Source organism: Streptacidiphilus pinicola (assembly GCF_003258295.1).
Lineage (GTDB): Bacteria > Actinomycetota > Actinomycetes > Streptomycetales > Streptomycetaceae > Streptacidiphilus > Streptacidiphilus pinicola.
Genome location: NZ_QKYN01000090.1, coordinates 1 through 20,720 on the forward strand (window position 1 = coordinate 1; position 20,720 = coordinate 20,720).

The 20,720-nt window shown below is 72.2% G+C and carries 21 protein-coding genes, 1 pseudogene and 1 riboswitch; of the genes and pseudogenes, 7 read left to right on the forward strand and 15 right to left on the reverse strand.

The window, feature by feature from the left end:
• The 4 genes and pseudogenes from DN069_RS22940 to DN069_RS22955 all read right to left on the reverse strand — a co-directional run.
• Nucleotides 1-195, reverse strand: a pseudogene (locus DN069_RS22940) (hypothetical protein); the annotation flags it as partial.
• Nucleotides 196-216: 21 nt separating this feature from the next.
• The gene (locus tag DN069_RS22945; RefSeq protein WP_111503743.1) at nucleotides 217-714 is read right to left on the reverse strand and encodes a hypothetical protein; all 498 of its coding nucleotides are present in this window, start codon (nucleotides 712-714) and stop codon (nucleotides 217-219) included.
• Nucleotides 711-1,157: an RNA polymerase sigma factor gene (locus DN069_RS22950; RefSeq protein ID WP_243639602.1), complete on the reverse strand. Its 447-nt coding sequence runs from the start codon at nucleotides 1,155-1,157 to the stop codon at nucleotides 711-713. The genes DN069_RS22945 and DN069_RS22950 overlap by 4 nt, the downstream gene beginning before the upstream one ends.
• Nucleotides 1,158-1,282: 125 nt before the next feature.
• On the reverse strand, nucleotides 1,283-2,623 hold the full coding sequence (locus DN069_RS22955; RefSeq protein ID WP_243639605.1) for an alpha/beta fold hydrolase: 1,341 nt from the start codon (nucleotides 2,621-2,623) through the stop codon (nucleotides 1,283-1,285).
• Nucleotides 2,624-2,804: 181 nt separating this feature from the next.
• Between DN069_RS22955 and DN069_RS22960 the strand changes: the two genes are divergently transcribed.
• Entirely contained in the window at nucleotides 2,805-4,442 is a 1,638-nt protein-coding gene (locus tag DN069_RS22960; protein ID WP_111503745.1) for a DNA repair helicase XPB, read from the forward strand.
• A 22-nt stretch (nucleotides 4,443-4,464) separates the two neighbouring features.
• Here the strand turns inward: DN069_RS22960 and DN069_RS22965 are convergent, their stop codons facing one another.
• Nucleotides 4,465-4,665, reverse strand: a complete 201-nt coding sequence (locus DN069_RS22965) for a hypothetical protein (protein ID WP_111503747.1) — start codon at nucleotides 4,663-4,665, stop codon at nucleotides 4,465-4,467.
• A gap of 311 nt (nucleotides 4,666-4,976) precedes the next feature.
• Between DN069_RS22965 and DN069_RS22970 the strand changes: the two genes are divergently transcribed.
• A complete protein-coding gene (locus tag DN069_RS22970; RefSeq protein ID WP_243639607.1) occupies nucleotides 4,977-7,097 on the forward strand; it encodes a HelD family protein in 2,121 nt (706 codons plus the stop codon).
• Nucleotides 7,098-7,243: 146 nt separating this feature from the next.
• Here DN069_RS22970 and DN069_RS22975 read toward each other — a convergent pair whose 3' ends face one another.
• Complete coding sequence (locus tag DN069_RS22975; protein WP_111503749.1) at nucleotides 7,244-7,951, reverse strand: copper homeostasis protein CutC; 708 nt, start codon at nucleotides 7,949-7,951, stop codon at nucleotides 7,244-7,246.
• A 148-nt stretch (nucleotides 7,952-8,099) separates the two neighbouring features.
• Here DN069_RS22975 and DN069_RS22980 point away from each other — a divergent pair, with 148 nt between their 5' ends.
• Nucleotides 8,100-8,768 (forward strand): HD domain-containing protein, encoded by a 669-nt coding sequence (locus DN069_RS22980; protein ID WP_111503751.1) that lies wholly within the window; start codon nucleotides 8,100-8,102, stop codon nucleotides 8,766-8,768.
• A gap of 26 nt (nucleotides 8,769-8,794) precedes the next feature.
• Nucleotides 8,795-9,259: a YcxB family protein gene (locus DN069_RS22985; RefSeq protein WP_111503753.1), complete on the forward strand. Its 465-nt coding sequence runs from the start codon at nucleotides 8,795-8,797 to the stop codon at nucleotides 9,257-9,259.
• Here DN069_RS22985 and DN069_RS22990 read toward each other — a convergent pair whose 3' ends face one another.
• The 6 genes from DN069_RS22990 to thrC all read right to left on the reverse strand — a co-directional run bounded on the left by DN069_RS22990 (nucleotide 9,260) and on the right by thrC (nucleotide 14,144).
• Nucleotides 9,260-9,517 (reverse strand): DUF4031 domain-containing protein, encoded by a 258-nt coding sequence (locus tag DN069_RS22990; RefSeq protein WP_111503755.1) that lies wholly within the window; start codon nucleotides 9,515-9,517, stop codon nucleotides 9,260-9,262.
• Nucleotides 9,514-9,870 carry a hypothetical protein gene (locus DN069_RS22995; protein WP_111503757.1) on the reverse strand — a complete coding sequence of 119 codons (357 nt, stop codon included), beginning with the start codon at nucleotides 9,868-9,870 and terminating at the stop codon, nucleotides 9,514-9,516. Before DN069_RS22995 ends, DN069_RS22990 begins: the two co-directional genes overlap by 4 nt.
• A gap of 148 nt (nucleotides 9,871-10,018) precedes the next feature.
• Nucleotides 10,019-11,641 (reverse strand): chaperonin GroEL, encoded by a 1,623-nt coding sequence (gene groL, locus DN069_RS23000; protein ID WP_111503759.1) that lies wholly within the window; start codon nucleotides 11,639-11,641, stop codon nucleotides 10,019-10,021.
• 357 nt (nucleotides 11,642-11,998) lie between these two features.
• Nucleotides 11,999-12,202: a cold-shock protein gene (locus DN069_RS23005; protein WP_042453589.1), complete on the reverse strand. Its 204-nt coding sequence runs from the start codon at nucleotides 12,200-12,202 to the stop codon at nucleotides 11,999-12,001.
• Between the two features lie 365 nt (nucleotides 12,203-12,567).
• Complete coding sequence (locus DN069_RS23010) at nucleotides 12,568-12,846, reverse strand: MoaD/ThiS family protein (RefSeq protein ID WP_111503761.1); 279 nt, start codon at nucleotides 12,844-12,846, stop codon at nucleotides 12,568-12,570.
• Entirely contained in the window at nucleotides 12,843-14,144 is a 1,302-nt protein-coding gene (gene thrC, locus DN069_RS23015; protein ID WP_111503763.1) for a threonine synthase, read from the reverse strand. Before thrC ends, DN069_RS23010 begins: the two co-directional genes overlap by 4 nt.
• A riboswitch (SAM riboswitch) is annotated at nucleotides 14,138-14,281 on the reverse strand. Its footprint overlaps the gene before it by 7 nt.
• A gap of 189 nt (nucleotides 14,282-14,470) precedes the next feature.
• Between thrC and DN069_RS23020 the strand changes: the two genes are divergently transcribed.
• A complete protein-coding gene (locus tag DN069_RS23020; protein ID WP_111503765.1) occupies nucleotides 14,471-15,481 on the forward strand; it encodes a glucosyl-3-phosphoglycerate synthase in 1,011 nt (336 codons plus the stop codon).
• Nucleotides 15,482-15,499: 18 nt separating this feature from the next.
• The gene (locus tag DN069_RS23025; RefSeq protein WP_111503767.1) at nucleotides 15,500-16,930 is read left to right on the forward strand and encodes an alpha,alpha-trehalose-phosphate synthase (UDP-forming); all 1,431 of its coding nucleotides are present in this window, start codon (nucleotides 15,500-15,502) and stop codon (nucleotides 16,928-16,930) included.
• On the opposite strand, the gene DN069_RS23030 is transcribed toward DN069_RS23025, so the two are convergent.
• Both DN069_RS23030 and DN069_RS23035 read right to left on the reverse strand, forming a co-directional pair.
• Nucleotides 16,912-17,772, reverse strand: a complete 861-nt coding sequence (locus DN069_RS23030) for a hypothetical protein (protein WP_111503769.1) — start codon at nucleotides 17,770-17,772, stop codon at nucleotides 16,912-16,914. The genes DN069_RS23025 and DN069_RS23030 overlap by 19 nt on opposite strands.
• Nucleotides 17,769-19,406: a serine/threonine-protein kinase gene (locus DN069_RS23035; protein WP_111503771.1), complete on the reverse strand. Its 1,638-nt coding sequence runs from the start codon at nucleotides 19,404-19,406 to the stop codon at nucleotides 17,769-17,771. Before DN069_RS23035 ends, DN069_RS23030 begins: the two co-directional genes overlap by 4 nt.
• A gap of 188 nt (nucleotides 19,407-19,594) precedes the next feature.
• Here DN069_RS23035 and otsB point away from each other — a divergent pair, with 188 nt between their 5' ends.
• Nucleotides 19,595-20,458, forward strand: coding sequence for a trehalose-phosphatase (otsB, locus tag DN069_RS23040; RefSeq protein WP_111503848.1), 864 nt, complete (start codon nucleotides 19,595-19,597; stop codon nucleotides 20,456-20,458).
• On the opposite strand, the gene DN069_RS23045 is transcribed toward otsB, so the two are convergent.
• Complete coding sequence (locus DN069_RS23045; protein ID WP_111503773.1) at nucleotides 20,430-20,657, reverse strand: DUF3263 domain-containing protein; 228 nt, start codon at nucleotides 20,655-20,657, stop codon at nucleotides 20,430-20,432. The genes otsB and DN069_RS23045 overlap by 29 nt on opposite strands.
• Nucleotides 20,658-20,720 lie beyond the last annotated feature (63 nt).

Consider the following 20,720-nt stretch of genomic DNA (forward strand, 5'->3'; position numbering starts at 1 on the left):
TCCCGCTGCTGGCGCAGGACCACCACGTCCTCGCACTCGACCCGCGCGGCGCCAGGTGTGCGCGTGGAGCGGGAACGCGGCGAGCAGCAGCACCGGCTCGCCGGAGCCCGCCTCCGCGAGGTGGAACGTGGTGCCGTTGGCCTCGATCTCGCGGTGACGGAGGGGACGGAGCTGGGGGGTGACGGTCTCGGACACGGCTGCCTCCACGGGGCGGGGTCAGGAACGGAACTGCGCGGCGAAGCGCTCGACCGCTCCCTGGTGCAGGAACGGGTGGAGCAGGCGGTCGACCAGGCGCACTCCGGGGATCCGCAGGCCGCCGAAGAAGCCGAAGCGCGTGGTGTCGTGGCTCTCGGCGGTGGCCGCCAGGCCGCCGATCAGGAAGCGGCTCTGCATCAGGCAGGAGCCCGGCCCCATGACGATGTCGAAGCGGGCCCGCATGCCCAGCGGGCTGCGGGCGACGGCCTCCAACGGCCTGCCCTCGGCATCCGTGGAGGTGATGGTGAAGGTGCGGATGTCGTTGATCAGCAGCGGCATCTGCCGCTCCAGATCGGTGGCCAGGGTCCACACCTGCTCCACCGGGACGTCCAGGACCAGCTCGCCGTAGCTGGTGCCGGGCGCGGCCGTGGCGAGGACGCGCAGGCGCCGCACCGGATCGAGTTCCGCGACCGGCCAGCCGCTGCCGCGGGCATCGTCACTGCGGAGGTCGTCGTTCATCCTTCCCACTCCTTCCTGAAACGGCGCCGGGCCCGGAAGAGACGGGTGCGCACGGTGGGCTCCGGGACCCCGAGCAGCGCGCTGACGGCGTGTTCGTCGAGGCCCTCCAGATCCCGCAGGACCAGGACCGCCCGATGGTGCGGCGAGAGCCGCTCCAGCACGTCGTGGACGTCCGCGGCCAGCTGCGGGTCGCCGGGGGCGGGGACGTCGGCCAGCTCGGCCGGCAGGTCGCGGGAGGCGGCCCGGGCCACCCGCACCGCCTCGCGGACGGCGATCGCCCGCGCCCAACCGAAGAGCGCGGCGGGCTCCTTGAGCTGACGCAGGTTCCGGAAGACGGCGATCAGCGCCTCCTGGGCCGCGTCAGGGCCGTCCGCCAGGGCGATCGGCCCGCAGAGCCGGCCGATGTAGGGCGTGAGCCGGTCCAGAAGCTGATCGGTCGCCAACTGATCCCCCCGCTGCGCGGCTCGGACCAGCGGCGCGAGGTCGTCCCGCCGCCCGGCCGCCCCCGAGGAATCGGACCGGGACGGAGGCGGGGACGGTGACGTGGGAGACGGCGCGGACACGGTGGTCACCGTTCGTCGAGGCGGGCGAGGAAGGGCGCGAGCGTGCTCAGCACCGTGCTCCGGCCAGGAGCCGCCCAGAGCGTGTCGAGGTGCGTCATGGCGTCGTTCTCCGCGAAGGTCGCGGCCGGGATCCTGGAGTGGTCCACCACCCAGCGGGCGGCCGCGTTCACCGTGCCATGGGTGAGCCCGGACGCGAAGGAATACAGCGGCACGTCGATCTGCGCCGCGTGCCAGAGCCGCAGCCCCAGCAGCCGGCCGGCCGGCGTCGGGCGGAACGGGTCCGCGGCCTCCAGGTCGAGCGTGAGCCGGTTCGGCCAGTACCACTCCAGCGCGGCGGGCACGGGCCCGGCCAGGGCCCGTGCGGCCGTCGCGGAGCGGGTGTACGCGGGGTTGATGCTCATCTCCGCGGCGAGCGGGTGGCTCGCCAGCATCCACGTGATCAGGCCCGCGTTGCTGACCGGATGGTTGGGGCGCAGCGGCGCCGGAAGCCGCGGGGCGAGCGTCGAGGGAGCGTCCGGCGCGGCGACGGCGTAGGCGCCGGCGAGCTGCTGCAGGATCTGCAGCGTCTCCGGCCGCCCGGCGACGGCGGCCAGACTCCCGTCGAAGACCGCACCGCCGGCGATCTGCCGCTGCCAGGCGGCGGCCTGCGCGGCGGTGAGCCGGTACACGTCCCCCTGCCCGGCGAAGGCGTCGTGCACGCCGCCGTCCAGGTTCACCAGGCCCGACAGATCCCGGTAGCCGGGGCGGCCGTCGAAGTCCCAGGCGGCGTAGGCCAGGGCCGTCGTCGCGCCCCAGGAGTGGCCGCCCAGCACGACCTGGTGCCGCCCATGGTCCCGCGCGGCCAGTACGATCTGCCGCAGGTCGTCGAGCTCCACGGCGAGCCCCCACTGCCCGACGTACGCGGCCGTCTGCGGGGTCTGCACGCGGTAGTGCCCGCCGAGGTAGTACGCCGCCGCGGCGTCGGGCCCGGAGCGGAAGCCGCTCAGGTCGGCGAGATCCTGCTCGCGTCGGTCGACCGCCCACACCTGTGTGTCCGGCAGCCGCGCCACCAGCTCCTCCGCCAGCGCCCGGAAGTCGTCGGCCGCGCCGAACTGCCCCGGCACCAGCACCACGACCTGCCGCGCCTGCGGCCGGCCCACCTCCAGCACGTGCACCCGCTGGGCGTCCGCCGGCCCGGCGGCGCGGGCGCCCGCCATCGAGACGTACGCCTCGTGCACCGCCGCTCGCGCGGGCCTGGCCGCTGCGGCAGCGGCCGGGCCCGCGCCCGGCAGGACCAGCGCACCGGCCAGCGCACCCACCAGCGCGGCCGGGACGACCCGCTTCTTCCAATCTTTCCAGGCGTGCATTTGCTCCCCCTCCACTCGTGACTCGACTCTCGTCGGGTCTCTCGTGGGAAGGGAGGAGCCGTATCGGCCCGACGTTCCCCGTGACGCGCATCACAGCGTTCGTCAGCTCGCGCTTTCCGGTCCGGCGCGCAATGCGGGACACTTGGGGTTTGGCCATCGCCCGGTACCGGAGGAGACGCACGTGCACGACGGGCCGCTGATCGTTCAGTCCGACAAGACCCTGCTGCTGGAGACCGGGCACGACCTCGCCGGGGAGTGCCGGCGCGCCATCGCTCCGTTCGCGGAGCTGGAGCGGGCGCCGGAGCACGTGCACACGTACCGGGTGACGCCGCTCGGCCTGTGGAACGCGCGGGCCGCCGGGCACGACGCGGAGCAGGTCGTGGACGCGCTGGTGCGCTTCTCGCGCTACCCCGTGCCGAACGCGCTGCTGGTCGACATCGCGGACACCATGGACCGCTACGGCCGGCTGCGGCTCGCCAAGGACCCGGTGCACGGCCTGGTGCTGACCGCCACCGACCGCCCCGTGCTGGAGGAGGTGCTGCGGTCCAAGAAGATCGCCCCGCTGGTCGGCCAGCGGCTCGACCCGGACACGGTGCTGGTGCACCCCTCCGAGCGCGGACAGATCAAGCAGATGCTGCTCAAGCTGGGCTGGCCGGCCGAGGACACCGCCGGGTACGTGGACGGGGAGGCGCACCCGATCGAGCTGGACCAGAACGGCTGGCAGCTGCGTGCCTACCAGGAGCAGGCCGCCGAGGGTTTCTGGCACGGCGGCTCCGGCGTCGTGGTGCTGCCCTGCGGCGCCGGCAAGACGCTGGTCGGCGCGGCCGCGATGGCCAGGGCCAAGGCCACCACGCTGATCCTGGTCACCAACACGGTCTCGGCCCGCCAGTGGAAGCACGAGCTGGTCAAGCGGACCTCGCTGACCGAGGACGAGATCGGCGAGTACAGCGGCACCCGCAAGGAGATCCGCCCGGTCACCATCGCGACCTACCAGGTCATGACGACCAAGCGGAAGGGCGTCTACCCGCACCTTGAGCTGTTCGACTCCCGCGACTGGGGCCTGATCGTCTACGACGAGGTGCACCTGCTGCCCGCGCCGGTCTTCAAGTTCACCGCCGACCTGCAGGCGCGCCGCCGGCTCGGGCTGACGGCGACGCTGGTGCGTGAGGACGGCCGCGAGGGCGACGTGTTCTCGCTGATCGGCCCCAAGCGCTTCGACGCCCCCTGGAAGGAGATCGAGGCGCAGGGCTACATCGCCCCCGCGGACTGCTGCGAGGTGCGGGTCACGCTCACCGACTCCGAGCGGCTCGCCTATGCGACGGCCGAGCCGGAGGAGCGGTACCGGTTCTGTGCGACGACGGCCACCAAGCGCCGGATCACCCAGGCACTCGTCGAGAAGCACCGGGGCACGCCGACCCTCGTCATCGGCCAGTACATCGACCAACTCGACGAGCTGGGCGAGGCGCTGGACGCGCCGGTGATCAAGGGCGAGACGACCAACGCGCAGCGCGAGAAGCTGTTCGACGCCTTCCGCGAGGGCGAGATCAGCGTGCTGGTGGTCTCCAAGGTCGCCAACTTCTCCATCGACCTGCCCGAGGCGACGGTGGCGATCCAGGTCTCCGGCACCTTCGGCTCCCGCCAGGAGGAGGCCCAGCGGCTCGGCCGGGTGCTGCGTCCCAAGGCGGACGGGCACATGGCGCACTTCTACTCGGTCGTGGCCCGGGACACCATCGACCAGGACTTCGCCGCGCACCGGCAGCGGTTCCTGGCCGAACAGGGCTACGCCTACCGGATCGTGGACGCGGACGACGTGCTGTGACGCTGCTGCGCTGAGCGGAGGCTCAGCTCTGCTTCAGGAGATCGTCCGGCAGGCCGTCGTGCCCGAGGACGACGACGGAGAAGGCCGTGGAGGCGAAGATGCCGACGCTGCGCGCGCAGGCCGCGATCGGGTTGCGCGGGCGGCGCTCCACCTTGGTGGCACCACGGGCGACGACGTGAGGACGGTTGGTCCGGGGACGGGGGTCGATGTGTGCGGTAGCCATGTCTCAAAGGTAGATTTCGAGCCCCGCGAAATCGTCAGCCCAACGGCCGAATCCGCGGGACCTTCGGCATCATCCCGCAGGGTGACCCGGCCTCGTCCTCGCGTCAGGGTTACCCCTGATATCCCCTGAATAAAGGATTCGCTCCCCGGTCGTTCGTAGGTATAGGGTGTCCGGTCTGCCGCCTCCCCGGGGACGCACGTGGGGAGGCGCCGCCCGGACGGTAACCGGGCGGCTCTCAAATTCCATCGCAGACTTTTGAGACCGCTGCGCGCCGGACACCCCCGGTGCTCCGCAGCCGGGAAGGCTTCTCCGTGCCTGCGCACAGTCCCATCCCCACCAACCCGCTCGACCGCGAACGCTCCCACCTGGCCTCCTCCCGTTCCGCGCTGCGCGCGATGCGCGAGGACGTCGAGGCGCTCGACATCCGTGACGTCACCGGAAACTGGGTCAACGCCGCGATCCTCGCCCGCGAGATCGACGACCGGATCAGGGCCCTGGCCGATCTCGCCGACACCCCGCTCTTCTTCGGCCGGCTCGACTTCCTGCACGCGCCGGGCGCGGATCTGGCGGAGGGCGGCGAGGGCGAGCGCTTCTACATCGGCCGCCGCCACGTGCACGACGCCGACGGCGACCCGATGGTCATCGACTGGCGCGCGCCCGTCTCCCAGTCCTTCTACCGGGCCAGCAAGAAGGACCCGATGGACATCGGGCTGCGCCGCCGCTTCGGCTACACCGGCGGCGAGTTGACCGCCTACGAGGACGAGCACCTGACCGACCCCGAAGAGGTGACGGGCGCCAGCGCGCTGCTCGCGGCGGAGATCGAGCGCCCGCGCGTGGGCCCGATGCGCGACATCGTGGCGACCATCCAGCCCGAGCAGGACGAGATCGTCCGCGCCGACGTGCACGGCACGGTCTGCGTCCAGGGGGCGCCCGGCACCGGGAAGACCGCCGTCGGCCTGCACCGTGTCGCCTACCTGCTCTACGCCCACCGCGAGCGCCTCGCCCGCACCGGCACGCTCGTCATCGGCCCGAACCGCTCCTTCCTCCACTACATCGAGCAGGTCCTGCCCGCGCTGGGCGAGTTGGACGTCGCCCAGGCCACCGTCGAGGAGCTCGTCGCCCACGTCCCGCTGCGCGCCACGGACAGCGCGCCGTCGGCGCGGATCAAGGGCGACGCGCGGATGGCGGAGGTGCTGCGCCGCGCCGTCCGGTCCGGCATCACCATGCCGACCGAGGGCTGCGTCGTGGTCCGCGGCTCACGCCGCTGGCGCGTCGCCTCCTACGAACTGGAGGAGATCGTCCGCGAGCTGATGGACCGTGACATCCGTTACGGCGCGGCCCAGGCCGCGCTCCCGCAGCGGATCGCGCACGCCGTCCTGGTGAAGATGGAGCAGTCGGGCGAGGCCCCCGACGACCGCGTCCAGGACGCGGTGGCCCGGAACCCCGCCGTCAAGGCGACGGCCAAGGCGCTGTGGCCGCCGGTCGACGCGGCCAAGCTGGTGCTGCGCCTGCTCTCCGACGCGGAGTTCCTCGCCGAGTGCGCGGAGGGCGTGCTGACGCCGGAGGAGCAGGCCACGGTGCTCTGGCCCAAGCCCGGCAAGGGCGTCAAGACCGCGCCGTGGACGCCCGCGGACGCGGTCCTCGTCGACGAGGCCCGGGATCTGGTCGAGCGGACGTCCTCGCTGGGCCATGTCGTCCTCGACGAGGCCCAGGACCTCTCCCCCATGCAGTACCGGGCGGTGGGCCGACGCTGCAGCACCGGCTCCGCGACGGTGCTGGGCGACATCGCCCAGGGCACGACGCCGTGGTCCACGGACTCCTGGGCCACCGCCCTGCACCACCTGGGCAAGCCGGGCTCCCGGGTGGAGGAGCTGACCACCGGCTTCCGCGTCCCCGGCGAGGTCATCGACTACGCGTCCCGGCTCCTGCCGCAGATTGCGCCGGACCTGGCGCCCGCGACCTCGATCCGTACCGCGGTCGGCACCCTCGCCATCCGCCGCGTCGACGGCTCCGCCGCGCCCGAGGACGCGGACGCGCTGGACGCGGCCTCCGCGCTGGCTCCCGCGACGCCGCCCGCGCTCACCGACTCCGTCGTGGCGGCGGTCCATGACGCGCTGGCCAACGAGGGCAGTATCGGCCTGATCGCGGCCGACGCCCGCGTCCCCCTGCTGGGCGCCGCGCTGACCGCGGCGGGCCTCGGCTATCTCGCGCCCGGCACCGAGACCACGACGGAGACCCGGCTCACCCTCGTCCCCGCCTCACTCGCCAAGGGCCTGGAGTACGACTACGTCGTCCTGGACGAACCCGCCGCCATCATCGACGGCGAGGCAGATCTCCGCACGGGGCTCCGCCGCCTCTACGTCTGCCTCACCCGCGCCGTCTCCGGCCTGGACGTCCTCCACAGCCGCCCCTTGCCCGAGGCACTCGGGTAACCCTGAAGGGGCGGTCCGCCCCCGCTCGCGCCCGCGCGGCGGAGCCGCATATCGGTACGAGCCTCGCGCCCCTGGGGGGGTGCAACCTCCTGCGTGAGCTCGTCCGCCCTTGGAGGGTGCGGCTGATCCGGCGCCCGGAGGAAGGGCTACGCGGCTACGGGCTCGGCGTCGAGCAGGCGGCGCCACTGTTGGACGAGGCCGGTGTCGAGGGGGGTGTGCCAGCCGGAGCCCGTGCGGACCATCGTGCCGACGTGGAAGCCGTCGATGCCGGCCGCGCGCAGACGCGGGATGTGCTGGGTCTTGAGGCCGCCGCCCACGAGGATGCGGGGACGGTAGCCGGGCGCGCCGGCCTGGGCGACCTCGTGGGCGAGGACGTCCATGCCGGTGGCCACCCCGGCCGCGCTGCCCGCGGTGAGGACGGTGTCCAGGCCGGGCAGGCCGTCGATCGCGGCGCGGACCTCCTCGCGGGAGGTCGCGTTGTCCAGGGCCCGGTGGAAGGTCCAACTGCAGCCGGGGATCGCCTCCAGCAGGGTGCGCACGGACGCCAGGTCGACCTCGCCCTCGGGGGTGAGGAAGCCGAGGACGAACTCCTCCGCGCCCTCGGCGCGCAACGCCTGCGCCTTGGCGCAGAGCCCGTCGAGGTCCCGCACCACGAAGCCGTTGCCGTCGCGCAGCATCACGCGGAGCGGCACGTGGACCGCTGCCCGGATCCGGGCGAACTCGGCGAGGTCCGGCGTGAGCCCGTCGGCCGCCATCTCGCCGGCGAGTTCCAGGCGGTCGGCTCCGCCCGCCGCGGCCGCGACGGCGTCCTCCGCGGACGTCGCGATGACCTCGAAGATCGCCCGATCGCTCATGTACAGCCTCTCTGTTCCGCTCCGAAAACGGCACAACAGGTCTAGTCCAATGTAGACACCCTAGCCTGCGCGGCCACGCAGCGACAGCGACGCCACTCTTGCACCCGTGTGACAGCGAACCGGGCACCGTCCGTACCACAATGGCTCTATGTCCGAGTCGTCGCATCCCGACCAACCCCTCGCGGAGAACCTGCTCGCCCGCTGGACGGCGCTCTTCGCGACACCCGAGGCCGAGCCGTACGGGGAGCAGCTGCTGCGCCGCTGGTCGGAGCCGCAGCGCAAGTACCACACGGTGCGGCATCTGGCCGCGACCCTGCAGGTCATCGACCGGTTGGCCGGCCACGCCGACGACGCCGACCTGGTCCGGCTCGCCGCCTGGTTCCACGACGCGGTCTACGCCCCCGACCGCAGCGAGAACGAGGAGCGCAGCGCCCGTCTGGCCGAGAAGGTCCTGCCGGAGCTGGGCGTCGCGGACGAGGCGATCGCCGAGGTGGCCCGGCTGGTCCGGCTGACCGCCGAGCACGACCCGGCAGCAGGCGACCGCAACGGCGAGGTGCTGTGCGACGCGGACCTCGCCGTCCTCGGCGCACCGCCGCACGTCTACGCCGGCTACGCGGCGGCCGTCCGGGCCGAGTACGCGTTCGTGCCGGAGGAGGACTTCCGCAAGGGCCGCGCCGCGATCCTGGAGCAGCTGCTCACCAAGAAGCCCTCGCTCTACCGGACCCACCCCGCCCAGACCACCTTCGGCCCCCGTGCGGAAGTGAACCTGCGTTCCGAGTTGGCGCAGTTGCGCGATAAGGTGCCGCCCGTTACGTGAGTCCCTAGGACCGCCGGGTGGGGTGCATGGATATCGAGGCAGAGTTCGAGTACCAGCACGGCGAGGCGCGCCGTTACTGGCTTCGCAGCCACGGGCTCTACGCCGTCGCCGGGCTGCTGGTGGGACTCACCTCGGTGGCCGTCGCGGTGTTGCCCGGAGCGGCGCACCCGGCCCGCATCACGCTCGCGCTGGTCGGCGTCCTGGCGCTCGCCTGGACCGTGTACGGCACCCGCTACGCGCTGCGCAATCTGCCCCGACCGGGCGCGACGACGAACCTCAGGTTCACCGACGTCGGCCTGTCGATGCGGGACCAGTTCCAGTCGACCCAGGTCCGCTGGCCCGCGGTGCGCCGGGTGCTGCTGCGGCGCGGCTGGCTCGTCGTCGAGGGCACGCAGACCGTTCGCACCCGGGTCGTACCGGCCCGCGCGCTGAGCGAGGTGCAGCTGGAGGAACTGCGCGAGTGGCTCACCGCGCAGAAGCTGATGCGCTAGCTAGCGGTGCTTGGGCCGCCGCAGGCCCGCGGCGCTGAGCCGGGCGACGATCTCGCGGCTGCGCACCGGGACCGCGCCGAGCTCCACCGCCTGCGTGTAGAGCCGTTCCGGCACGTCGTAGTGGTCCCGCTCGAAGCCGCGCTCCGGCACACCCAGGAGCCGCGCGAACGCGTGCAGCTCGTCGTACGAGAGGTCCGAGACCAGGTGCGACCAGAGCCGCCCGTGGCCGGGCCAGGTCGGGGGGTCGATGAGGATCACGGCGCGAGCTCGCCGACGGCCGCGACGACCCGTCCCTCCTTGCCGCAGACCCAGTGCGGATCCGGTCCCAGCTCGGGCTCCACGGCGAGCGCGTGCGGATCGCCGTCGGCGGCGCAGTCCTGGCACAGGGGCCAGCGGCCCCAGCCCTCCAGCAGGGCGTCCTGCACGTCCTGGGCGACCAGACCCAGCAGGTAGTCCACACCGTCCGGCCACTGCTCGACCCACCACCGCCGCTGCGCGATCGCGTCCTCCAGCACCGAGACGATCGCCGCGTCCGCGACGTCCCTGACGGTCAGATCCTTGAGCAGCGCGCTCCGCGCCCCGTGCAGGGCGGCTTCCAGTGCGTTCTCCATCGCTCCAGTCTCGCAGCCTCCGGCGGGGAGGTGCCCTCAGCGTGGGCGCGAGCAACCACCCGGTGCGGGGAGGTGCAACGAAAAGCAGGCGGCCACCCACCCTGTGAGGGGTGGGCGGCCGCCCGGAGGAGTTCGTGATCCGTCAGGATCAGAAGTCCATGTCACCGCCCGGCATGCCGCCGCCGGCCGGGGCCGCGGCCTTCTCCGGCTTGTCAGCGATGACGGCCTCGGTGGTGAGGAAGAGCGCGGCGATGGACGCCGCGTTCTGCAGCGCGGAGCGCGTCACCTTGGCCGGGTCGATGATGCCCGCGGCGATCAGGTCGACGTACTCGTTGGACGCGGCGTTCAGGCCGTGACCGGCGGGGAGGTTGCGCACCTTCTCCACCACGACGCCGCCCTCGAGGCCGGCGTTGGTCGCGATCTGCTTGATCGGGGCCTCGAGCGCGACGCGCACGATGTTGGCACCGGTCGCCTCGTCGCCGTCCAGCTCGAGCTTCTCGAACGCGACACTGGCCTGGAGCAGGGCCACGCCACCACCGGCGACGATGCCCTCCTCGACGGCGGCCTTGGCGTTGCGGACGGCGTCCTCGATGCGGTGCTTGCGCTCCTTGAGCTCGACCTCGGTGGCCGCGCCCGCCTTGATGACGGCGACGCCACCGGCCAGCTTGGCCAGGCGCTCCTGCAGCTTCTCGCGGTCGTAGTCCGAGTCGCTGTTCTCGATCTCGGCACGGATCTGCGCCACGCGGCCCGCGACCTGGTCGCTCTCGCCGGCGCCGTCCACGATGGTGGTCTCGTCCTTGGTGACGACGACCTTGCGGGCGCGGCCGAGCAGCTCCAGACCGGCGTTCTCCAGCTTGAGGCCGACCTCCTCGGAGATGACCTGGCCACCGGTGAGGATCGCGATGTCGCCGAGCATGGCCTTGCGACGGTCACCGAAGCCCGGGGCCTTGACGGCGACGGACTTGAAGGTGCCGCGGATCTTGTTGACGACCAGGGTGGAGAGCGCCTCGCCCTCGACGTCCTCGGCGATGATCAGCAGCGGCTTGCCGGACTGCATGACCTTCTCGAGCAGCGGGAGCAGGTCCTTGATCGAGCCGATCTTGGAGTTGGCGATGAGGATGTAGGGGTCCTCGAAGACCGTCTCCATGCGCTCCAGGTCGGTGGCGAAGTACGCCGAGATGAAGCCCTTGTCGAAGCGCATACCCTCGGTGAGCTCCAGCTCCAGACCGAAGGTCTGGGACTCCTCGACGGTGATGACGCCTTCCTTGCCGACCTTGTCCATCGCTTCGGCGATGAGCTCGCCGATCTGGGTGTCGGCGGCGGAGATGGAGGCGGTGGAGGCGATCTGCTCCTTGGTCTCCACGTCCTTGGCCTGCTCGAGCAGCTGGGCGGAGACGGCCTCGACGGCCTTCTCGATGCCGCGCTTCAGAGCCATCGGGTTGGCGCCGGCGGCGACGTTGCGCAGACCCTCGCGGACGAGAGCCTGGGCCAGCACGGTGGCGGTGGTGGTGCCGTCACCCGCGACGTCGTCGGTCTTCTTGGCGACCTCCTTGACGAGCTCGGCGCCGATCTTCTCGTACGGGTCCTCGAGCTCGATCTCCTTGGCGATGGAGACACCGTCGTTGGTGATCGTGGGGGCGCCCCACTTCTTCTCCAGAACGACGTTGCGGCCCTTGGGGCCGAGCGTGACCTTGACGGCGTCGGCGAGCTGGTTCATACCGCGCTCGAGGCCGCGACGGGCCTCTTCGTCGAACGCAATGATCTTGGCCATGGAAGCGGTCCTCCTGGACAGACTGGCTGCTTCGGACCGCGCCTGCGCCCGCGACGGACGGCTCCGGCCTTCGGCGGTTCCGTCCCGCCTCGCCCGGGGCCTCACCGACCCGGCCCGTTGTCACTCTCTACCTCAGAGTGCTAACGCCAATGATTAGCACTCGACCCCCTCGAGTGCAAGCAGGTGGTCGAAGCTGGGGACAGCTCACCGGCGGCGCTCGAGCAAGACGAAGGACCCCTGCCCACAGGTGGGGCAGGGGTCCTTCGGAAGACCTGCGTGGATGCATCGTTTCGTCTGGAACGAGCTCGTGCGGGTCCTGATTCAGTCAGCGAGCGCTGCCCGTCAGCCAGTGGTGTTTCAGCCGATGACCTTGACCATGTCGGCCTGCGGGCCCTTCTGGCCCTGCGAGATCTCGAACTCCACCCGCTGGCCCTCTTCGAGCGCCCGGTACCCGTCCATCTGGATCGCGCTGTAGTGGACGAACACGTCCGCACCACCGTCGACCGCGATGAAGCCGTACCCCTTCTCCGCGTTGAACCACTTGACGGTGCCCTGAGCCATTCCAAACTCCCCTATTGCTGGCCCTTTCACGGTCCGCACACCGCGGACCGGGCCGGACTGGACGCTGCGGGGTGCAGTGCCGGTGCTCGGCCGACGCTGAATGTATCCACTCCGATGCCCTCAGCAACAGAGCATTCGACGGCAAATTCTTACGGGGAGTAATGAGACATAAGCGGCGAGCGGCAGCGAATAAGAACGATTCGGGCCGGGCATATCGGACGATCCCGACAATTCGCCGGATGAAAAAGAGCACGTCAACCGTCTCGCAGGACGGGACAGGAGCACTCTACTCCTCTTAAACGTCCGGAAATGACACGAGCGGGGCCACCCCCGTAAGGGGTGTCCCCGCTCTTCGTCGGTGACGGTCAGCAGCCGCCGGCCACCGCCGGGATGATCGAGACGGCCGCGCCGTCCGACGTGGCCGTCTCCAGGCCGTCGGCGAAGCGCACGTCGTCGTCGTTGACGTAGACGTTGACGAAGCGGCGCAGCTTGCCGTTGTCGTCCAGGAGGCGGGCGGAGATGCCCGTGTGGTTGGCCTCCAGATCCTTGATCACCTCGGCCAGGGTGGTGCCTTCGGCGCTCACCTCGGCATTGCCGCCCGTGTAGGTGCGCAGGATGGTGGGGATGCGGACGGTGACGCTCATGCGAGGCCTGCCTCTCGGAACGAGTCAAGGGTGGGGCGGATGACGGCGGTCGGGCGGGCGGCGTCCGCCACGGCCTCCAGGGTCTTCAGGCCGTCGCCGGTGTTCAGCACGACGGTCTCGGCGGCCGGGTCCAGCGCACCGCTCTCGATCAGCTTGCGCAGCACGCCGACGGTGACGCCACCGGCCGTCTCGGCGAAGATGCCCTCGGTACGGGCCAGCAGCCGGATCGCGTCGACCACCTGCTCGTCGTTGACGTCCTCGACCGCGCCGCCGGTGCGGCGGACGATGTCGAGCACGTAGATGCCGTCGGCCGGGTTGCCGATGGCGAGCGACTTGGCGATGGTGTCCGGCTTCTGCGGGCGGACCACGTCGTGGCCGGCCTTGAACGCGGCGGAGACCGGGGAGCAGCCCTCGGCCTGCGCGCCGAAGATCTTGTAGGGCTTGTCCTCGACCAGACCGAGGGCGATCAGCTCCTTGAGGCCCTTGTCGATCTTCGTCAGCTGGGAGCCGGAGGCGATCGGGATGACCAGCTGGTCCGGGATCCGCCAGTCGAGCTGCTCGCAGATCTCGTAGGCCAGCGTCTTGGAGCCTTCGCCGTAGTAGGGGCGCAGGTTGACGTTGACGAAGCCCCAGCCCTCGCCGGTCGGGTCGCCGATCAGCTCGGAGCAGAAGCGGTTCACGTCGTCGTAGTTGCCCTCGATGCCGACGACGTCGCCGCCGTAGATCGCGGCCATGACGACCTTGCCGGCCTCCAGGTCGTGCGGGATGAAGACGCAGGCGCGCAGCCCGGTGCGGGCGGCGGCGGCCGTGACGGCGCCGGCCAGGTTGCCCGTGGAGGAGCAGGAGAGCGTGGTGAAGCCGAAGGTGCGGGCGGCCTCGACGGCGATGGCCACGACCCGGTCCTTGAAGGAGTGGGTCGGGTTGCCGGAGTCGTCCTTGACGTAGAGGGAGCCGGTGACGCCCAGCTCACGGGCGAGGTTGTTCGCCTTGACCAGCTTGGTGAGGCCGGGGTTCAGGCTCGGGCGCTCGGCCACGTCCGGGGAGACCGGCAGCAGCGGGGCGTAGCGCCAGATGTTGTTCGGACCGTTCTCGATCTGCTTGCGCAGACCCTCCGGGTCGCCGGCCGGGAGCTCGTAGGCGACCTCGAGCGGACCGAAGCACTCGGCGCAGGCGAAGTTCGGGGCGAGGGGGGTGCGTGCTCCGCACTCGCGACAGGACAGGGCGACGGCGGGGCCGAAGGCGTCGGGTGCGACAGACTGGCTGACAGAAGCCATGATGGCGAGAACCTCTCTCCTCATCTTCCCCGGGGCGCGTCTCGCCACGGGCCGGAATTGGCACCTTCCCGGCCGGACCGCGCGTCTTCGGACGCGGGTCGCGTGGCAGGGGGGTTGCCGGGACATCAACGGGCCGTTCCCTCAGTCCCTCTGGATGAGCGCTATGGCGGCGCGTGTCCGACGCGTCGCGTTTGTCCGAGGCGGGACCCCAATGTGCGATGACCACACCTCGTCCTCAAGACTGTAACCGAAGCCCCACCGTGCGCCGACTACCGTCCGAGACGCGAGACGGCGCACGGTGACGAGCGCCGTGACCCCGCGCGCCCCCCGACGCGACCCGAAGGAGCCCCGTGCTGGACCAGGTGGAGGACTGGCTGCGCCGCCGTTCCTGGAGCGCCGCCGACCGACCCCTGCCCGCGCTGCTGGAGGCCAAGCGCCGCAGCGGCCTGACCGTCAGCGTGGTGCTGCCCGCGCTGGACGAGGAGGAGACGGTCGGCGAGATCGTCGCCACCATCCGTCGCGATCTGGTCGATGCCGCGCCGCTGGTGGACGAGCTGGTGGTGGTCGACTCCGGCTCGGTGGACCGCACCGCGCACGAGGCCGCCGCGGCGGGCGCGCGGGTCGTGCACCGCGACGAGATCCTGCCCGGCCTGCCCTCGGAGCCCGGCAAGGGCGAGGTGCTGTGGCGCTCGCTGCTGGCCACCTGCGGCGACGTGGTCTGCTTCATCGACTCCGATCTGCGCTCCTTCGACGCCGCCTTCGTCTCGGGCATCGTCGGGCCGCTGCTGACCGAGCCGGACGTGGCCTTCGTCAAGGCGATGTACGACCGGCCCTTCGACACCGAGACCGGCTCCATCCCGGCCGGCGGCGGCCGGGTCACCGAGCTGGTGGCGCGGCCGCTGCTCAACCTGCACTGGCCGCTGCTGGCCGGCTTCGTCCAGCCGCTCGGCGGCGAGTACGCGGCACGGCGCTCGCTGCTGGAGCGGCTGCCCTTCCCCACCGGCTACGGCGTGGAGCTCGGCCTGCTCGTCGACGCGCTGGGCCTGGTCGGTCTGGACGCGCTGGCCCAGGTGGACGTGGGCGTGCGGCACCACCGGCACCAGGACGCCCAGGCACTGGGCCGGATGGCGGCCACCATCTACCGCACCGCTCTGGAGCGACTCAAGGCCGCCGACGTAGACACCTTGTTGCGCCCGGAGCTGGTGCAGTTCACCCGCACGGCGAACGGCTTCACCCCGAGCAGCACGGAGGTGGCCACGGTGGAGCGTCCGCCGATGGCCTCTCTCCCCGAGTACCAGGCCCGAGCGGCCCTGCAGGCGCAACGGCGCGCCGCGGGGCTGGAGGTTTGCCCGCATCCCTGAGAGGCAAGGGTGACAGATATGGCTTCGACCACCGCCCCCGTCGTCCTCGCGTCCAACCGAGGTCCCGTCTCGTTCACCATCGAGGACGACGGCACGCTGACACCACGCAGAGGCGGCGGCGGACTGGTCTCCGGACTCTCCGCGATCGGCAGCGAGCAGCGCAGCGTCTGGGTCTGCGCGGCGCTCTCCGACGGCGACCGCGCGGCCGCCCGGCAGGGCCTGACCGAGCCCGACGTGCGCATGCTGGACATCGACGCGGAAACGTTCGCCCGCGCGTACAACGGCATCGCCAACTCGACCCTCTGGTTCGTCCACCACCTCCTGTACGACACACCGACCAAGCCCCTCTTCGACGCGCGGTTCCGCCGCGAGTGGGCCTCCTACGAGGAGTACAACCGCGCCTTCGCGGCCGCGCTGGCGGAGAGTGCCGAGCCCGGTGCGGCAGTACTCGTCCAGGACTACCACCTGTCACTGACACCGCGGCTGCTGCGCGAACTCCGCCCCGACGTGCGCATCGCGCACTTCTCCCACACGCCCTGGGCGCCGCCGGACTACTACCGCCTGCTGCCGGACGACGTGGCGCGCGACGTGCTGGAGGGGATCCTCGGCGCGGACCGGGCCGGGTTCCTGACGGAGCGCTGGGCGCGGGCCTTCGCCGACTGCTGCCGGGAGGTGCTCGGGGCCTCCGTCTCCGAGGACCTGGCAGTGACCCACGCCGGACACACGACCCGGCTCGGCGTCCACGGGCTCGGCGCGGACGCCGAGTTCCTCCGCGACCGCGCCCACCAACCGGACGTGGACGCCCGGTTGGCCGCGCTGCGGGAGGCCGTCGGCGACCGGCGCACGATCGTCCGCGTCGACCGCACCGAGCTGAGCAAGAACATCGTGCGCGGCCTGGAGGCCTACCGGCATCTGCTGCGGACCCGGAGCGAGTGGCTCGACCGGGTCGTGCACATCGCCTTCGCCTACCCCTCGCGGACCGACGTGCCGGAGTACCGCGCCTACACGGAGGCGGTGCTGCGCACCGCGAAGGAGATCAACGACGAGTTCGGCACCGCGCGTTGGCAGCCCGTCATCCTGCACGTCAACGACGACTTCCCGCGGTCGCTGGCCGCGTACCGGCTCGCCGACGTGGCGCTGGTGAACCCGATCCGCGACGGCATGAACCTCGTCGCCAAGGAGGTCCCGGTCGTCTCCGACGCGGGCGTCGCCCTGGTGCTCTCCCGTGAGGCGGGCGCACACGCGGAGCTCGGCGAGAGCGCCCTGACGGTCAACCCCTTCGACGTGATCCAGACCGCGGAGGCCCTGCACACGGCGCTGACCATGCCGTCCGAGGAACGCTCGGGCCGCACCAGGCGCCTGGCGGAGGCGAGCACCGCGCTGCCCCCGACGGCCTGGTTCCTGCAGCAGCTGCACGCCCTGAGGGGCGATCAGCCCGCGCAGGCGTAGGAGAATCCCGCCGCCCCGGTGAGGCCCGGGTGTCCCTCGATCCGGAGGGTCGCCCGGGCCGCGAAGGTGCCCGGGCCGGAAAGGGTCCAGATCAGCGGCAGTTGGACCTGCCGGGTCCCCGCCGCGACGGTCTCCGTGAGCAGTCCGCTGTCGGTCCCGTCGTTGCGGGTCCAGCGGTAGCGGAAGCTCCCGGCGCGGCCGTCGGTGGTGACGGTCGCGACGACGGTGCCCTTGCCTCCGCAGCCGACGGTCGCCGGGGCGGCCTGCACGGACACCCCCGTGATCCGCAGCGGCGGCGGGGCGAGGAGGCCGTCGAGCCACCAGAACAGCAGCGCGAGGAAGACGAGCGCGACCGGCACCCAGAACAGCCATCCGCGCCGCTTCTTCCCGGCCTCCTCCGGCTCGGGCACGATCTCGCCCTTCCAGACGGCGATCGTCCGCGCGGTCTTGGGGTCCGGCACGCCTGGCCCGAACCGGATCAGCCCGGGCTCCGAAACGGGGGCGGTGACCTCCGGTGCGGCTTGCGGCGCGGCCGCCGGCTGCGCGGGGAGCTCCACCATGGTGGGACCGACGGGCACCACCAGGGTCGGCGCGGGCGCGGGCGCCGCCTGCGGCTCCACGGGGAGTTGCAGCGTCGGCGTCGGGACCGCCTCCGACCCACCGGGCAGCCGCACCGTGGGAACGGCCTCCGGCTCGGCGGGCAGCCGCACCGTGGGAACGACGTCCGGCTCGGCGGGCACAGCGTCCTGCGGAGCGGGCGGTGCGTCCTCCGGCTGCGCGCGGAGTTGCATCGTGCCGCCGTCGGCGGGCACGGAGTCCTGGGGTTCGCCGACGGTGCTCATCCGATGCACGTTCCCTTCCAGGTCTCGGTGACGGTCCCGTTGGCCGCCGCCGGGTTCGTCGTCAGATGGACGCCGTAGGTGAGGCAGTTGCCCTGCGGTGGCGTTCCCGAGTCGAAGCGCACCCGCCCGTAGCTCGTGCTCCCGGACAGCGGCCTCGTCGACTGGGAGAAGACCTGCTCACCACCCGAGACGGTGTAGTAGAACCAGGTCGCCGACATGGTGAACGACCCGGTGGTGTTGGTGGTCGCGTAGCCGTAGATGACCTGGGCCAGGGTGCTCCCGTTGTAGCCCCAGACGTCCGAGAGCTTGGAGACCTGGAGCGGCGTGGGCGTGGGCGACGGCGAGGTCGGCGGAGCCGTGGTCGGGGGCGCGGTGGTGGGCTGAGCCGTGGTCGGTGACGCCGACGGACTGGTGCTCGGCGATGCGCTCGCGCTCGCGGACGCCGAGGGCGAGGGCGAGGAGGTCGGGCTGGATGACGGCGAGGCCGAGGCGCTCGTGGTCCCGCTCCCACTCGCGCTCGGGGAGATCGAGGTGACCGCGACCGGGGTCGGGCCGCCGGTGGCCTTCGGGGGGTTGTTGTTGGCGCCGGCCAGGGCGACGCCACCCGCGACGCCGACGAGGACGATGCCTCCGCCCACGCCGACCAGGATCTTCCGCGGGATGCGCCGGACCGGACGGCCACCCCGGACGACCGGTCTCCGGACCGGGCGGCCGGTGCTGAGCGCGGTGCTCGCCAGAGCCGTGGTGCCGCTGGTCGCACCGCCGCCACCGGCCGAGGGAAAGAGCAGGGGCAGCAGCGCCGCCATCGCGGCGAGGCGCCTGCGGCCGCGCTCCTCCCACTGCGGGCCGTAGGCCGCGCCCGCGATCGACTCCAGTTCGGTGACGAACGCCGCCGCGCTCTCCGGCCGTTCGGCCGCGTGCTTGGCGAGGCCGCGACGGATCAGCGGGCGGACCGCCTCCGGGGCGAGCTCGTCCGGGATGGGGGCGGTGGTGTGCTGGACGACGAGCTCGGCGAAGGTCGTACCGGGGTACGGGCGTGAGCCCGTCAGGCACTCGAAGAAGGTCGCCGTCGCCGCGTAGACGTCCGCCGCGGGCGACGCGGGGTCGCCCGTCCACTGCTCGGGGGCCATGTACGGCGGGGTGCCCGCGATGCCGCCCTCGTCACCCGACTTCACCGCGATGCCGAAGTCGACGAGCTTGGACGAGCCGTCCGCCGCGACCAGCACGTTCTCCGGCTTGTAGTCGCGGTGGACCACGCCGAGCGCGTGCGCCGCGGCGAGCCCCAGCAGCGAGCCCCTGAGCACGACCAGCGCCGCCTCCGGGCCGGTCGCCCCGGCCTGCCGGAGCAGCGCGCGCAGGGCGATGCCGTCGACCAGCTCCATCACGATCGCCGCGCCCTCCGGGCCCTCGACGTACTCGTAGAGCCGGACCACGTACGCGCTGTCGAGGTCGCCCAGCAGCCGGGCCTCCTCGCGGAACTCGGTCAGGAAGTCCGGATCGTCCCGGAGTTCCTCGCCGAGGTACTTGATGGCGACCGGCGTGCCGGTCTCCTGGTGCAGCGCGAGCACCACCCGACCGCTTCCGCCCGCGCCCAGTTCCCGGGTATGCCGATAACCCGGAACAATCCACTCCATGTCCGCCCCCCTTGATGTCGCGAAAATAGCGCTGGACGGGCCCTCAGTCAGCGGCCGTGACAGCACGGTTACCGCCTAGGAGCGCAACTCTTATGCTCCGCATACGGGTGGAGCGGCTCCGTCCATTCACCCACCGTCAGCGAGGACGCTCCGGTGGGAGCGACCCGGGGTTGGTTATGGTCGTAGCCATGGGCACCCCCGAAGGAATCCCCACACCTCTGACCGAAGCGGGCCTCACCGGGCTCGCGGCGCTGCGCGCCGAACCGGGGCGCGCGGTCGTCGCCCTGGACTTCGACGGCGTGCTGGCGCCGATCGTCGCCGACCCGGACTCCGCGCGGGCGCACCCGGGCGTGGTGCCCGCGCTGCGGCGGCTCGCGCCGCTGCTCGACGCGGTGGTCGTGGTGACCGGCCGTCCGGCGGGGCTCGCCGCCGAGTACGGCGGGTTCACGGGCGTGCCGGGGCTGGAGCACCTGACGATCCTCGGCCACTACGGCGCGGAGCGCTGGGACGCGCAGACCGGCGAGGTGCACGCCCCCGCCGACCACCCGGGCGTCGCCGCCCTGCGCGCGGAGCTGCCGCGCGCGCTGGAACGCGCCGGCGCCGCGGAGGGCACCTGGATCGAGGACAAGGGCCGCGCCCTCGCCGTGCACACCCGCCGCACGGCGGACCCGGACGGCACGCTCGCGGCGCTGGACGCGCCGCTGCGGGAGCTGGCGGCCCGGCACGGGCTCGCGGTCGAACCGGGGCGGATGGTGCTGGAGCTGCGTCCACCGGGTGTGGACAAGGGCGCGGCGCTGACGGCGTTCCTGGAGGAGCGCAAGGCCGCGGCCGTCCTCTACATCGGTGACGACCTGGGCGACGTGGCCGCCTACGACGCGGTCGAGGACCTTCGGGCCGCGGGGCGGCCGGGCGTCCTCGGCTACAGCGCGCCGACGACGGGCGAGCCGCCGCTGGCCGCGCTCGCGGAGCGGGCAGATCTCGTCGTCCCCGGCCCGCCGGGTGTCGTGGCGCTGCTGGAGGCGCTCAGCGCCGTGCTCGCTTCTCGTCCCTGATCCGGCGCAGCCGGTTGACCAGCACCGGGTCGAAGGCGAGGGCCGCCTCGCGGTCGAGCAGGGCGTTGAGCAGCTGGGTGTAGCGGGTCGGCGAGAGGTCGAGCTCCTCACGGATCGCGGCGTCCTTGGCGCCGCGGGTCCGCCACTGCCGCGCCTCGAAGGCCAGCACGGCGCGATCGCGCCGCGTCAGCTCGTCCACGCTCGTCGCTCCTCTCACGGCTCAGCCGACCATACGACTTGTCATTCTGCCGCCTCCCTCTGA

Bases quoted from the DNA above. Each gene is read 5' to 3' on its own strand.
- DN069_RS22945 (WP_111503743.1), bottom strand. From the start codon at position 714: ATGAACGACGACCTCCGCAGTGACGATGCCCGCGGCAGCGGCTGGCCG.
- DN069_RS22955 (WP_243639605.1), bottom strand. From the start codon at position 2,623: ATGCACGCCTGGAAAGATTGGAAGAAGCGGGTCGTCCCGGCCGCGCTG.
- DN069_RS22965 (WP_111503747.1), bottom strand. From the start codon at position 4,665: ATGGCTACCGCACACATCGACCCCCGTCCCCGGACCAACCGTCCTCAC.
- DN069_RS22975 (WP_111503749.1), bottom strand. From the start codon at position 7,951: ATGAGCGATCGGGCGATCTTCGAGGTCATCGCGACGTCCGCGGAGGAC.
- DN069_RS22980 (WP_111503751.1), top strand. From the start codon at position 8,100: ATGTCCGAGTCGTCGCATCCCGACCAACCCCTCGCGGAGAACCTGCTC.
- DN069_RS22985 (WP_111503753.1), top strand. From the start codon at position 8,795: ATGGATATCGAGGCAGAGTTCGAGTACCAGCACGGCGAGGCGCGCCGT.
- DN069_RS22995 (WP_111503757.1), bottom strand. From the start codon at position 9,870: ATGGAGAACGCACTGGAAGCCGCCCTGCACGGGGCGCGGAGCGCGCTG.
- groL (WP_111503759.1), bottom strand. From the start codon at position 11,641: ATGGCCAAGATCATTGCGTTCGACGAAGAGGCCCGTCGCGGCCTCGAG.
- DN069_RS23005 (WP_042453589.1), bottom strand. From the start codon at position 12,202: ATGGCTCAGGGCACCGTCAAGTGGTTCAACGCGGAGAAGGGGTACGGC.
- DN069_RS23010 (WP_111503761.1), bottom strand. From the start codon at position 12,846: ATGAGCGTCACCGTCCGCATCCCCACCATCCTGCGCACCTACACGGGC.
- thrC (WP_111503763.1), bottom strand. From the start codon at position 14,144: ATGAGGAGAGAGGTTCTCGCCATCATGGCTTCTGTCAGCCAGTCTGTC.
- DN069_RS23025 (WP_111503767.1), top strand. From the start codon at position 15,500: ATGGCTTCGACCACCGCCCCCGTCGTCCTCGCGTCCAACCGAGGTCCC.
- DN069_RS23030 (WP_111503769.1), bottom strand. From the start codon at position 17,772: ATGAGCACCGTCGGCGAACCCCAGGACTCCGTGCCCGCCGACGGCGGC.
- DN069_RS23035 (WP_111503771.1), bottom strand. From the start codon at position 19,406: ATGGAGTGGATTGTTCCGGGTTATCGGCATACCCGGGAACTGGGCGCG.
- otsB (WP_111503848.1), top strand. From the start codon at position 19,595: ATGGGCACCCCCGAAGGAATCCCCACACCTCTGACCGAAGCGGGCCTC.